The organism is Mucilaginibacter sp. Bleaf8 (assembly GCF_018390515.1).
Classification (GTDB): Bacteria; Bacteroidota; Bacteroidia; order Sphingobacteriales; family Sphingobacteriaceae; genus Mucilaginibacter.
Window position 1 is genome coordinate 196,280 of sequence record NZ_JAHBBK010000004.1, and the last position, 13,178, is coordinate 209,457.

The window sequence follows — 13,178 nt, forward strand, 5'->3', positions numbered from 1 at the left end:
TTTTTGGTGAAAATTTTTGAACAGTGGAATACGTACACAGCCTGATAGACTTTATACTGCATATTGATAAGCACCTGGCCGAAATAATGAGCCAGTACCACGGATGGACTTACCTCATCCTTTTTCTGATCATCTTTGCCGAAACAGGTTTTGTGGTTACGCCGTTTTTGCCCGGCGATTCGCTGTTGTTTGCAGCCGGTGCACTTATTGCTGGTGGTAATACAGGGTTAAGCATCTTTATACTGGCTTTACTGTTAATTGTGGCTGCCTTTACCGGTAACACTGTAAATTATTTATTGGGTAATTACTTAGGGCCCAAAGTATTTAAGCCGCAGAATAAAATTCTCAAATTAGATTACTACCTGCAAACACAAGCCTTTTTTGATAAGCATGGTGGTAAAGCGGTTATCTTTAGCCGTTTTATGCCTATCATTCGTACGGTGGCTCCATTTGTGGCAGGCGTTGGCCGTATGCCGCTTGGAAAGTACAGTTTATATAACATTGTAGGCGGCGTAGCCTGGGTGGTTACTTTTTTGGCCTTGGGTTATTTACTGGGTACTGTTCCATTTTTCAAAAAGAACTTTTCGCTGATTGCTTTGGCTATTGTGCTGGCATCCATCGTGCCGCCAATTTATGCTGCGTTAAGGGGCCGTTTTCGTAAGTCTGCCTGATTTTTCATCTGCAATTGTTTTATTAACCAAGCCATGGTTGGGTAGCATGCCTGCTTTACCCTGACGGTATAATAAAGCTTCATGGGCTAAGGCCTGTTTGTGCAACAGCGTGAGCGGCGTATCAATCAGTTTATTTAGGTCGGGCTGTCCGGCATCTACCCATGCCGAATACCAATAGTTGCCGATGTTTGCAATAGCCATGCGTGCACGCCGCTGTACCATCCCATTTAAAGCTTTTTGATAGGCGCGGCAATAGGTAGGAGAGTAATCGGTAAGTTTACGCTTACCACGCATAACGGTAGTATACTTTTGGTCGGCCGGAAAGGTTTTGCTCAACTGTCGTTCAATACGCAAGACTGAGTCTACACATTTATATGAGCTGCGGCAAATAATAAAAGCCTGCCACAGCGGATTCTCCAGATAGTGAGCCTTGCCTGCATAAAAATTGTACTGATTGCCAAACTGTTCGGGCAGGCGGCTTTCCCATAACGCATGTATGCCTTCCTGATGGGTAAGCTGTCCGTCATGATTTTGCGTAAGGTGCAGGGGTACACAGGCATCGGCCACATAATGGCCTAAAAATGCAGAAGCGTGCAATATTGCACTGGTATCGTGATTTTTAAAGGCATTCACCAGCCGGTAATACTGGTATTGTATACTCCAGGGCAAGGTGCCGTATTTGTTCAGTGTATCGGCAGAGTATTTCAAAACAGCATCATTCCATTTTTGCGGAACGGTATGAAACGGATCTTTACCATAATGGTCTGCATTGAAAAAATGATGCGGTATTTCTGTTGAATCTATATAACGTAGCTTATCCGGGGTAACGGCATGCTCAGTCAGGTAGTCGATATGGCGCTGGTAAAAATCGCTCATGCCCTTGGGTAAAGTAAATACCGCCATCCTATTAAATCGGTAATGCGCATAGAATCCCCAGGCCGAACAAATGGTTATTAGTAATATACTGAGTGCAAATTTTATTAAAGATCTAATCAAGCTTTAATGGTTTGGTTTTGAGGATGTTTGGCCTGTTTACAGTTTTTGGCAACTTGTTATGCTATAAAATTAAGAAACTCATGTACCAAAACGTACATTTTCGCGTATATATTCGCAGTGGTATTCACATACCAACAATTGTTAACATATCAATCCTATCTATGAAATTATCTACAATTACCTTGAAGCAGGTGATGATCTGCGCTCTCTTTGGCTTTTTAGGCATTACTTTATTCTCGTCGTGCAAAAAGGACGACCCTTATGATTTTAAGGATACCATTGCCGCAAATGTAAACTTTATTAATGCAAGCCCCGATGCCGGAGATGCCGGTTTGTACGTAGAAAATATTCTGAGAACGCCACAATTGGTAAGCTTTGGTAATGCATCAGGCTACAATAAAACATTTTTGGGTGAACAGGACATTACCGCAAAAAACGCATCGGAAAATACTTTGGTTAGCTCAAAAGGACAATTTGATGCCAACGGAAACTATACCGTTTTTATGGTTGGTCAAAGCTCGGCTTTAGGCTTGGTTACGGTTACTGACGATTTAACGGCGCCTGCAGCAGGGAAAGTCAAAATTCGCTTTGTAAATGCATCTCCAAGTGCTACATCGGCCCGTTTATTGGTTAATAACAGTACCGTGTATACAGATCAGCCCTACCGTGCGGCAACCACGTATACAGAACTAAGTGCGGGAACTTACTTTTTTAATGTTGCTAACGGCAATACCCGTTCGGCTACTTTGAACAATGTTACGCTTGAAAGTGGCAAAATTTACACCGTATACGCTAAGGGACTGATAGGCGGTAGTGCAAATGCACCTTTTAGCGTAGGCGTATTTAAGAATAATTAGCTGATAGCTAACCGCTAAAGAATTACAGCCGCTGGTACCGCTGTGAGAAGTTGCTTTAAGAAAATTTAATATGTACTTGCCAAATATATTTTTTTGCTATATATTTGCAGTCCGAAAAATAAAGAAAGAATATTAGCTAAAATGGCAAATCATAAATCAGCAATTAAAAGAATCAGAGCCAACGCTGCGAAGCGTCTGCGTAACAGGTATCAGGCTAAAACAACCAGAAACGCTATTAAAAAATTAAGAAGCACTACAAGCAAAGCTGACGCTGCTCCTTTATTAACTAAAGTGATTTCTATGCTGGATCGTTTAGCTAAGAAAAACGTTATTCATAAAAATAAAGCATCTAACAATAAGTCAAAACTGACTAAATTCGTTAACGGCTTACAATAATATTAGTTTTAGTGTCATTTTAAAAGGCTGCCCGAAAGTGCAGCCTTTTTTGTTTTGTGCAGTTTTTTAAATAGTTTAACGGCATGGAAGTGTGCGAAACCAAAATCAGTATCAAGGCATGGGCCGAGGAAGACCGGCCGCGCGAAAAGCTGGCGGCACAAGGCCGCCGTGCATTAAGCGATGCGGAACTGATTGCTATACTAATTGGCTCGGGTAGCCGAACAGAGTCGGCAGTGGAGTTGAGTAAACGCATTCTGCACCATTACGATAATGATTTGCAAAAGCTGGGTAAGGTTTCTGTGGCAGAGCTTTCAAAATTTAAAGGTATTGGCGAAGCTAAAGCTATCTCCATCATTGCAGCCCTGGAGTTGGGCCGCCGCCGTAATGATACTGAAATAAAAGTGCCTGAAGTAGTGAACGGCAGCCATAGTGTATATCAAGTACTGCGCCGCCATTTAGTTGATCTGAATCATGAAGAATTCTGGGTACTGCTATTGAGCCGTAGCTGTAAAATTATTTCAAAGGAACTTATTAGCAAAGGCGGTTTGTCGGGTACTGTTGCCGATCCTAAGATCATCTTCCACATAGCATTACAGCACCAGGCTTCCTCCATCATCCTGGCACATAATCATCCATCGGGTAACCTGAAACCCAGTCAGCAAGATATAGATCTCACCCGAAAAATACATCAGGCAGGCCGCATACTCGATATCGGCGTGTTAGATCATTTGATTATTACTGATGGTGGTTACTTTAGCTTCGCAGATGAAGGCTTGCTGTAGACAAATACAGTATCAGCTCAAAATCGATTATCCGAGCGATCAATTACATGTAAAAAAGGATTCTTGCCATCAATGGATTTAATTTTACCATAATCGTTGCTGCTGCTAAACCTGTCGTAATAGACAATGGTGGCGTTACCGATTGATTTGAGTTTTCCTTCATTTCCATTCATGTCAAATCTGTCATAGTAGGTTACAGCCATATCGCCAATTGATTTAAGCTTGCCGATATTGCCGTTCATATCAAAGCGATCATAATAAGTGAAGGTGATGTTTCCTATCGATTTTACTTTACCTGTATTGCCATTCATATCAAAGCGATCATAATAAGTAACCGGCAAACTACCTACGCATTTAAGTTTTCCGGTGTTCCCATCCATATTGAATTCATCATAATAGTCGATAGCAATATTGTTTATAGCTTTTAACTTTCCGTTACGGTAAGCGCCATCTATGCTATCCCAATACTCATAACTGGCATTGTTGCGTAAAGTATTCAGCTTGATAGTTCCTTTTGAACTAAGTCGAAGCAATAGGCTTCCTGTTTTGAAATCTATAGACTGGATGTAGGCGTTATTGCTTTTTGCAACCAGGTTTACATGAAGTAAAGCTTGTGCCTGAATGAGCTGGCAATAGCATAGCGTTAACAGAAGGAGTATAGAATGTTTAGGTTTCATGGTGTGAGTAAAGTTAAATAAAGTGGTTGAAATGCTAATTAAACAACAGTAAGATGATGTTTGGTAATTAGGGTTTAATCGAATGACAACTAATCCTTTTATGAATAAGCTGTAAAATGAATTCAAACTGACCAGCCATAATATAGGTTGCATTAAAAAGTAACTACTTTAGCTATAACAAGCAACCGCCTATGTATACATTATTTAATGCCCTGCTGGTTACCGAAGCAGAAGGCGAATTTACTCAAGAAATTAAACCGCTTGACCTGGCACAGCTGCCTGACAACGATTTGTTGATCCAGGTAAAGTATTCATGTATTAATTTTAAGGATGCGCTGTCGGCATCGGGTAATAAGGGTGTTACCAAAAAGTACCCGCATGTACCGGGTGTGGATGCAGCCGGGATAGTTATTAAATCTAAATCTGCTCAGTTTGCCGAAGGTGATGAAGTGCTGATAACAGGTTTTGATATGGGTATGAATACCTGGGGCGGTTTTGGCGAATACATTAGCGTGCCTGCTGCTTGGGCTTTGCCTTTACCTGCCGGATTATCACTGCATGAAGCCATGAGCTACGGTACGGCCGGTTTAACAGCAGCTTTGTCGGTTCACGAAGTAATCAGAGCCGGTATCAAGCCTGAGCGTGGCCCTGTTGCAGTTAGTGGTGCTACAGGTGGGGTGGGTGGTTTAGCCACGGCTATACTGGCTAAGTTAGGGTACGAAGTAACGGCAATATCGGGTAAAAACGACGAAAGCTTTTTGCTCAATACTTTAGGTGCCAGTAGCATTATTAACCGTGCAGAATTTACAGATACATATAATGTCAAGCCTTTAGCAACACCCGCCTTTGCTGCTGCAATAGATACCACGGGTGGAGCTATTTTATCGGGCATGTTGAAAGCTACGCAATACGGAGGAGTAGTAACTTGTTGCGGAATGGTTGCAGGCACAGAGCTGAGCACTACCATATTTCCGTTTATTTTGCGTGGCGTGCATTTGGCCGGTATTGATTCGGTTATGGTACCGCTCGAGCAGCGCCGGCCTTTGTGGGAACTATTGGCCAGCGAGTGGAAACCCGCAAACTTGAGTAGCCTCATCCAAAACATCCGTCTACCTGAATTACCCGCTAAGCTAAACGATATTTTGCACGGACAAGCTAAGGGCAGATATGTACTCGTACACGATTAGAATCCAAAATATAAACCAAAATAAAGGCCTGTAATATTACTTACAGGCCTTTATTGAATCTCTTGGCAGTGGCTTATAAACCAAAGCCTATCAAAAGTTATTGCAGGCATTGCCCATATCAATGGTCAGGTTATAGCTTGCCTGCTCAATTTTTTGACGTACCTGGTGGCTTTCGCCGCCATAGGTAATCTGAAAATCATAGGTTTTGCCCAAGGCCAGGTAGGAAGTCGTGATGTCGCCTTTATCTACATATCCCAAATATTGGAAAGGCATGCCAGATCCGGTTTCTTTAAAGAATACATATACGCTGGGCCTGATCTGTAAATTGTTTCGGCTGGCGCAAGTGCCGGTAAAATTTAAACTCACCGGCATGTATACAGTCGGTGGCGGTAATGAAACCGGTTCCTGGTTTGATCCGGTTTTGATTAAGCCAATATTGATTATTTGTTGCAATTGATTGGCTGTAAATGTAACCTGCTGGCTAACCGTTTTGTAGCCTGCAGCGCTGATTTCTACCGTGATGCTTATCGGCTGGTTGGCAGCAGGGTGTACATCGGGGCCCAAGCCAATGGTAACCGTACCTGCGGTTAAATGAATATCCTTTTTACCCGATAACTCATATACCTGCTGAGCGGCACCGCCTGATATCTTAATTTGGGCGCCGGCAGGTGCAATCCCGCCTGTAGCGCCATCTGTTACATGTATGAGTGCCGTGTATTTGATGATATTGGTATCAACAATGATTTTGATATCCTCAGTGGGCTTGGTACAGGCCGAAGCCACTAACAGTAGTACGGAAAGTATAATTTTGTAAGCAACGCGCATAAATACGGAAAATTAAAGTTTGTAGTTGAAATTTAACTGCAGCACCGGCATAAAGCGGTAGTTATTAATATTGGTCTGAAACTGGCCCGTTTGCGAAGCGTTGCTTTCTAAAATACCAGTGCCAACCATGCGGGCTTTTGGCTTGCCTAAGTAATAGGTACCAAGATCAAAATTAATATTAAAGTGCCCGGTAGGGAATAAATTAGCTAGTCCTAAACCTAAGTAAGGCGCTATACCGCCCCAATCGGCACTGGCTGTTACGGTGCCAACCTGCTCTTCAGAAAGTTCAATGTCACCATACGTATAGTGTTCGGATGGGATAATTGTTAAATCGCCGCTTGCTTTAAAAAAGTAAGCTACACCACCAACCAGCCGAAAGCCGGAATGTGTTTTAAAGGGAATGAAATCGCCCAGCAGGTGAATGTTGTTAAATTTGGCTGAAGCCTTAGAGGTGGAGTTGAAACCGGTTACACGATAAACATTATAAGCCGTTACCGGAATAAAATTAGCACCCAGCCTTGCCGCAGCACGTGGCACAATGCCATAACCAAACTCCGCACCGGCACCCTGGCTGCCAATGTTAAGGGTTACTTGCTTTTTATGTGATAGTGAAGAATTGTAACCTTCTGTTAACTGAGCTTTTGTGTACTGACAAAAAAGTAATAAGGTAAGAAAAATGATGGTTGAAAATCTCATATCAAAAGCCCTGTTAGCTTAAAGTATCTGCAATTAAATTTTACAGGGGTTGAAGATATTGAAATTTATTCGTTTTTTGTTTAAACAGATATAAGCATTTGGTTCTTGTTTTTGTAAGTAATCGTCGCTGTCTCTCTTTTAATCAGTTGCCTTTTTTGTTTCAGGCATTACTTTCCATAACAAAAAAAGTGCCCCTAACGCTAACGCGCATAAAAATATAAAGCCAATTTTAAATCCTGCTGCGTCTACTATAAATCCTGCTGATAGGTTGCTGAGTGTTGATCCCAGGCTTAGTGAAGTGGCCAGTAAGCCTTGCGCAAAGCTGGCAACATCCGAGTTGCCCATTAAATCATCAACTACCATAATAGCCACCACGCTGAATACGCCTGCGGCCATGCCGTCCATAACCTGCAGTACCAGCAAGTGCCACGTTTTATCGGTAAAAGCATAAATAAACGCACGGGCGGCCAATAGCATAAAAGCAATCATGAGCAGTTTTTTGCGGCCTTTGCCTGCTTGTTTGCCGCATATGTATACGGTGGGTATCATCACCAATTGGGCAATAATTATGCAGGCCGATAAGTAGAGCGTTGAATTTCCTTTGGCTGTTTTGGTGATCTCTTGCGCTACCAGGGGTAGTAGTGCACCGTTCGAAAAGTAGAAGATAACTGTTAATAGTAAAAATATAAGGAATGGCTTATTGCTCCACAGTTGTTTTATAAAGCCCTTCTTGTCTTCTTTTTCCTGTGCGTTCTCAGCTTTGGGCTGCTTATCTTCCACATCTTTTTGGGCGATGAAGGATGCGCTTACCGTACACATGACGGCTAGTGCCATCATTACATAAAATATACCGGCATTGTTGGTAAAGCGGGCCACCACCCCGGTAAACACGGCCGAGGCTACGTTGCCGGCATGGTTAAAGCTTTGGTTTTTACTAATGGTGCGGTCAAACTCACCTTTGCCCGACATAACAGATGCCAGCGCTACCAGTGTAGGTATGTAAAAAGAAGCCGATAGCCCAAGTACTACCTGGCTAATAATGATAGGCAGAAAGCTTTGGTAAAACGGATAACAAAATGCGACCACGCCTGATATAAGCGAAGCAATAATAATGGGCAGTCTTTTCCGGCGTATCTTATCTACTATATAACCAGCTGGCCCTTGCGCTATAACCATTGAAAATGTTGTAGCGGCAATGGCCATACCAATCTGTCCGGATTTCCAATGGAGGTTGGTAGCCAGGTATACCGCTAAAAATGGGCCTACGCCATCGCTAACATCGGCAGCAAAAAAATTTAACCAGTTTAAGGCAATAGAGCTTCGTTTTGTCGGCTTGTCTGACATTTGAATAGCATACAGGTGTGGTCAGTAGGTATAACAACGCTTATCGGCAAAAACTATGTTTAATTAACGTATAGTTAAGGATTTGTTTTTCAAAAGGTGATTATATTATGGATAAATGAGCAGATAGCAGACTGCGTTATTGATAGAGTGATCAGGCTGTTAGTCTGATAATTGATCAAAATAGCTTTAACTGCTGGCTGCCCGCCTTTTTAGCTTCACCAAAAACGGTGCGACCGCCATAGCGCCATGATTCGGCACGTTCCTTTTCTATAACTTTATCAAAATCGGCGTTCGGTGTAAAGCCGGCTTCTGCTTTTTGCGCTATCTGCGTAAGGCTCTTAATGGCCTGGGCTTTTTCCGTGTTGCCTATTTTAGCTTGCTGTATGGATTTTTGCAACACGCTGATGGTTTCATCATACACACGGGTAGGTACCGGGAAAGGATGCCCGTCTTTACCGCCGTGGGCAAAAGAGTAACGGGCTGGGTCGGTAAAGCGCGCCGGTGTGCCATATATTACTTCGCTAACCAAAGCCAATGATTGCAGCGTACGCGGACCAACGCCCTGCAGAAGCAGTAACTCTTCAAAATCTTTGGGTTGTTTTTCATGCGCCAGCCACAACACCGCACCCAAACGTTTTAGGTCAACATCTTTAGCTGTTACTTCATGGTGTGAAGGCAGTACCAAGTGGGCAACCTCCTTTAGCATGCGGTCGGGATCTTCAGCTGCCATGCTCATGATGGCAGCGCGGGAACTATCAGCACGGGCATCGGCCATATTGAGTATGCGGCCGGTGTTTTGCCCGCAGATAGCAGTGTGCGGGTCGCTCACAAAGGAGGTCAATGCACCTGAATGCCAGTGATAGCGCCGCGCCGTGCGGCTGTTGGCATTCATGCCCTGCTGTATCACCGTCCATTGCCCCTGGCTGCTAACAATAAAATTATGCAGGTAAAGCTGAAATCCATCCTGCACGGCGGTATTATCTACCTTTGCGCTCAGTTTGCTGCATTTAACCAGGTAATCGCCATCAAGCCCTGTTAGCTCGCTAAGCTTAAGTAACTCGGCCGGTGTTTGGGTAGATTGCTTGCCTTTGCCGCCGCATATATAAATACCTAATTGCTTGGCATGCGGGTTAATTGCCTTTTTAAGTGCACCCATCACCGAAGTAGTAATGCCGGATGAATGCCAGTCCATGCCCATTACAGCACCCAGGCTCTGGAACCAGAACGGATCGCTAAAGCGGGCTATTACTTCGCCCGGGCCATATTCCATTGCCATGGTCTCTACCACCGCCAGCCCAAGTTTCGACATGCGCTCGTGCAGCCATGCCGGCACCTGCCCATAATGTAAAGGTAAATCAGCACTGCCCGAACGTTTCATGCTAACAAATTTAGTTAAAAAAGATTTAACAGCTTTAAGGTGCTCCTGATAACTCAATAATAAAAATGGTTTGAATTTAAACTATTAAGTATTTAACTTTGTTGGAGCAATTATTATTTACCTATGGCAACGGCTCAAGTAGCATCTAATTCATTGGTTGAGTATGGCGCACGCAGGGTTATCATAACCATCACCGCGGTGTTTTGTGCCTTGCTCGAAATTATTGACACCACTATTGTAAACGTGGCGCTAAACGATATGCGCGGCAACCTGGGCGCTACGCTGAACGAGATCAGCTGGGTTATTACCGCTTACTCGCTGGCTAACGTAATCATTGTTCCCATGACCAGCTGGCTGTCACAGCAATTCGGGCGGCGTAACTATTTTGCAGCATCAGTTATTTTATTCACCATATGTTCCTTTTTATGTGGTAATGCAACTAATATCTGGGAGCTGGTAGTATTCCGTTTTATACAGGGTATAGGTGGAGGTGCCTTGCTAGTAACTTCGCAAACCATCATTACCGAAAGCTGGCCGGTTGAAAAGCGGGCAATGGCCCAGGCCATCTATACCTTAGGTGTAATTGTGGGCCCAACATTAGGGCCGCCGTTGGGTGGTTATATTGTGGATAATTATTCGTGGCCGTTTATCTTTTACATTAACATCCCGGTAGGTATCATTGCAGCTATCCTTACCCTGCAATATGTACGCAGCCCCAAATATGACGTAAAGCGGCCCATTAGCCAGGTAGATTGGTGGGGCATTGGTTTACTAACCGTCGGTATCTCGTCCTTACAATATGTGCTTGAAAAAGGTCAGGAAGAAGACTGGTATAGCAGCGAAGTAATTACCATCCTTACCGTTACCGCGGTATTAGGTATCCTGTTATTTATATGGCGTGAGCTGGTTTATGCTTACCCCATTGTAGAATTGCGGGTGCTTAAAGATAATAACCTGCGTATTGGAGTGCTGCTATCTTTTATTATGGGCTTTGGTTTATTCGGTTCTACTTTCGTTATACCGCTGTATACGCAGTCCTTATTAGGGTGGACGGCACAGCAATCGGGCATGCTGCAGCTGCCCAGTACATTGTTTGTGGCCTTCATGATGCCGGTAGTGGCCCAACTAATACAACGGGGCGTGCCGCAAAAGTACCTTATTGCAGTGGGTATGGTCGTTTTCTTTATCTATAGTTATATGTCTTACGGTATTATTACGCCGTATACCAGCAGTGGCGACTTCTTTTGGCCGCTCATTGTACGCGGTTTTGGTTTAGGACTTTTATCTGTACCGGTAAGCACTATGTCTTTGTCAACCCTGAAAGGTAAGGAGATAGGGCAGGGAGCTGCATTTTCGGGCATGATGCGGCAGTTGGGTGGGTCTTTTGGCGTGGCGCTGATATCTACTTTTGTATCCCGGCAAACGCAGGTGCACCGTAGTACGCTGGTAAGCCACCTTAATGTAAACAGCTTGGATGTACAACAGCGCATCACTCAAATAGCAGCTGGTTTTAAAAGTCGGGGCTTTGATGAGCATACCGCCCGGCAAATGGCTCTTACAGCTATGGATGGTTCGGTAAACAAGCAGGCCACCTTACTGTCTTATATGGATGTATTTTTATGGGTGGGTGTTATGTTTTTGGTATGTGTGCCGATTGTGTTGTTTTTTATAAAAACAGCGAAAAGTAAAGTTAGCCTCGCTGACGCAGCCCACTAAAAGTAATTTGTAAGATTATATTAGATTTGTTCCTGTAATGGCCGAAAACTTGAAGGCAGATCAAAAAACGCAGCTTGCGCTGGATCTTGGACATGCAATGCATGAACTAAGAATGCTGATCCGCCATTTTATACAAACCAAAATTAAAGAACATAATATTGATATCACTTTCGAAATGCTTGAAGTTATGTCAGTACTATGGAAACGCGATGGGCGGAACCAGCAGGAGATAGCCGACCTTACCTTGCGCGATAAATCCAGCATGACCTATCTGATCGACAACCTTGTGAAGCGTAAGCTGGTAAAAAGGGTAGAAGATGAAAAAGACCGGCGCAACAAGCTCATCTTTTTAACAGAGGATGGCAATCGTGTTAAGGAGCAATTATACCCTTGGGTAACCGAAGAGTATATTAAAGCTACCGCAACTCTTCGGTTAGAAGACCTGCAAAGCAGCGTTAATGTGTTGAAGGAAATGATTGATAACCTGAAAAAGGTGGAGGTGTGATTGGTTATTACATCCAACCCATAAAGGTTATTTGAGTTATCAAGGGGAGATTAACTATCCGAGTTATTCCCGGTATCGTTATTCGGTCTGTGCCTGCTCTTGAAAGGCCGTTTACGTTTTGAAGTGGCGGCCTGAATTTTCTCTTTCTTTTCTTGCAGATCTTCGGCTGCATCAATAGAGTGCGATTGGTGGATATCGTCGTCTTCCTCAGCCATGTCCGACAGCTTGGCATAGAACTTACGCAGGTCGTCCAGTTCTTTTTCGGTCAGGTCCTCTATGTCCACCATGCGGTTGCTGGTAAACCGGTTAGCTGCAATCAGCTCATTTAGCTTTAGCTGTATGGCTTTCGATTCTTTGTTCTGCGCTTTTTGAATCAAAAATACCATCAAAAAAGTAATGATGGTTGTGCCGGTGTTGATTACCAGCTGCCAGGTTTCGGAGTAGTGAAACACCGGGCCGCTGGCACCCCATACTATAACCACCAAGCATGCCATAATAAATGCAGTTGAGCTGCCTGTCCAGGTGGTTACTTTGTTAGAAAACCGCTCAAAGAAGCTGTTCTTTTCTTTAGTATCGGATTTTGAATTAGTCATACGGCGAATATTGTTTCGCGAATAACAGTCCGATAGCTAATATGTTGGTTTAAATTAAGATTCGGATACCTGCATGTGCCGCCTTACATTGCGGCTCAACTCGTCAATATCAAAAGGCTTTTTGATATAGCCATCGGCCATGGCTTCGGTTGCTACCAATTCAATTGGATTTACAGCTGATAGAATAAGCACCGGAATATCGGCGGTATTGGGACAGGTTTTTAATTGTCGGCACAGTTCGCTGCCTCTTTCTTCTGCTTTCAGCCACTCGTCCAGTAATATCAGATCGGGCTGAATACTTTCAATATCTGCTATGATCGAACTGCTAAGTGAAGATATTACTTCATAGCCATCATCTTTCAGTACATACTCCAGTATGTCCAAAATATCCTGATCATCTTCGATCACCAGTATTTTTAGTGCCATTAATTAGGGGGGTAAAATTTCTACAAAAATAAATAAAATAAATCTATAGGTAAATTATTTTAAATAAAAGTAGCTTTTAGTCGCTTTAGTTGTAGGGGAACTGGCTGTGTTGTTAAGTAAAAGTTAATA

15 protein-coding genes are annotated in these 13,178 nt (G+C 43.4%); 7 read left to right on the forward strand and 8 right to left on the reverse strand.

Annotated features, from left to right (window positions below):
• The first annotated feature begins 23 nt into the window (after positions 1-23).
• Entirely contained in the window at positions 24-671 is a 648-nt protein-coding gene (locus KHS38_RS18525) for a DedA family protein (protein WP_213490048.1), read from the forward strand.
• Here the strand turns inward: KHS38_RS18525 and KHS38_RS18530 are convergent.
• On the reverse strand, positions 642-1,547 hold the full coding sequence (locus tag KHS38_RS18530; protein ID WP_213490049.1) for a zinc dependent phospholipase C family protein: 906 nt from the start codon (positions 1,545-1,547) through the stop codon (positions 642-644). The two genes, KHS38_RS18525 and KHS38_RS18530, sit on opposite strands and share 30 nt — an antisense overlap.
• A 281-nt stretch (positions 1,548-1,828) precedes the next feature.
• On the opposite strand from KHS38_RS18530, the gene KHS38_RS18535 reads away from it, so the two are divergent.
• The 3 genes from KHS38_RS18535 (at position 1,829) to radC (ending at position 3,702) form a co-directional block, all read left to right on the forward strand.
• Complete coding sequence (locus tag KHS38_RS18535) at positions 1,829-2,524, forward strand: DUF4397 domain-containing protein (protein WP_213490050.1); 696 nt, start codon at positions 1,829-1,831, stop codon at positions 2,522-2,524.
• A 141-nt stretch (positions 2,525-2,665) separates the two neighbouring features.
• On the forward strand, positions 2,666-2,920 hold the full coding sequence (gene rpsT / locus KHS38_RS18540) for a 30S ribosomal protein S20 (RefSeq protein WP_213490051.1): 255 nt from the start codon (positions 2,666-2,668) through the stop codon (positions 2,918-2,920).
• A gap of 83 nt (positions 2,921-3,003) precedes the next feature.
• Complete coding sequence (gene radC / locus KHS38_RS18545; protein ID WP_213490052.1) at positions 3,004-3,702, forward strand: RadC family protein; 699 nt, start codon at positions 3,004-3,006, stop codon at positions 3,700-3,702.
• A 17-nt stretch (positions 3,703-3,719) separates the two neighbouring features.
• Here radC and KHS38_RS18550 read toward each other — a convergent pair whose 3' ends face one another.
• Complete coding sequence (locus tag KHS38_RS18550) at positions 3,720-4,379, reverse strand: hypothetical protein (protein WP_213490053.1); 660 nt, start codon at positions 4,377-4,379, stop codon at positions 3,720-3,722.
• 191 nt (positions 4,380-4,570) lie between these two features.
• On the opposite strand from KHS38_RS18550, the gene KHS38_RS18555 reads away from it, so the two are divergent.
• The gene (locus KHS38_RS18555) at positions 4,571-5,566 is read left to right on the forward strand and encodes a YhdH/YhfP family quinone oxidoreductase (RefSeq protein ID WP_213490054.1); all 996 of its coding nucleotides are present in this window, start codon (positions 4,571-4,573) and stop codon (positions 5,564-5,566) included.
• A 90-nt stretch (positions 5,567-5,656) separates the two neighbouring features.
• On the opposite strand, the gene KHS38_RS18560 is transcribed toward KHS38_RS18555, so the two are convergent.
• From KHS38_RS18560 to KHS38_RS18575, 4 genes are all read right to left on the reverse strand, one after another.
• Positions 5,657-6,391: a hypothetical protein gene (locus KHS38_RS18560; RefSeq protein WP_213490055.1), complete on the reverse strand. Its 735-nt coding sequence runs from the start codon at positions 6,389-6,391 to the stop codon at positions 5,657-5,659.
• Between the two features lie 12 nt (positions 6,392-6,403).
• Complete coding sequence (locus tag KHS38_RS18565) at positions 6,404-7,087, reverse strand: hypothetical protein (RefSeq protein WP_249665473.1); 684 nt, start codon at positions 7,085-7,087, stop codon at positions 6,404-6,406.
• Positions 7,088-7,225: 138 nt separating this feature from the next.
• The gene (locus KHS38_RS18570; RefSeq protein ID WP_213490056.1) at positions 7,226-8,431 is read right to left on the reverse strand and encodes an MFS transporter; all 1,206 of its coding nucleotides are present in this window, start codon (positions 8,429-8,431) and stop codon (positions 7,226-7,228) included.
• A gap of 175 nt (positions 8,432-8,606) precedes the next feature.
• Positions 8,607-9,809 carry a DUF763 domain-containing protein gene (locus KHS38_RS18575; protein ID WP_213490057.1) on the reverse strand — a complete coding sequence of 401 codons (1,203 nt, stop codon included), beginning with the start codon at positions 9,807-9,809 and terminating at the stop codon, positions 8,607-8,609.
• Positions 9,810-9,932: 123 nt separating this feature from the next.
• On the opposite strand from KHS38_RS18575, the gene KHS38_RS18580 reads away from it, so the two are divergent.
• Together KHS38_RS18580 and KHS38_RS18585 are read left to right on the forward strand one after the other, a co-directional pair.
• Complete coding sequence (locus KHS38_RS18580) at positions 9,933-11,525, forward strand: DHA2 family efflux MFS transporter permease subunit (RefSeq protein ID WP_213490058.1); 1,593 nt, start codon at positions 9,933-9,935, stop codon at positions 11,523-11,525.
• Positions 11,526-11,562: 37 nt separating this feature from the next.
• Positions 11,563-12,030 carry a MarR family winged helix-turn-helix transcriptional regulator gene (locus KHS38_RS18585; protein WP_213490059.1) on the forward strand — a complete coding sequence of 156 codons (468 nt, stop codon included), beginning with the start codon at positions 11,563-11,565 and terminating at the stop codon, positions 12,028-12,030.
• A 50-nt stretch (positions 12,031-12,080) separates the two neighbouring features.
• On the opposite strand, the gene KHS38_RS18590 is transcribed toward KHS38_RS18585, so the two are convergent.
• Together KHS38_RS18590 and KHS38_RS18595 are read right to left on the reverse strand one after the other, a co-directional pair.
• Entirely contained in the window at positions 12,081-12,623 is a 543-nt protein-coding gene (locus tag KHS38_RS18590; protein ID WP_213490060.1) for a low affinity iron permease family protein, read from the reverse strand.
• Positions 12,624-12,677: 54 nt separating this feature from the next.
• On the reverse strand, positions 12,678-13,049 hold the full coding sequence (locus KHS38_RS18595) for a response regulator (RefSeq protein WP_213490061.1): 372 nt from the start codon (positions 13,047-13,049) through the stop codon (positions 12,678-12,680).
• Between the last annotated feature and the right edge of the window lie 129 nt (positions 13,050-13,178).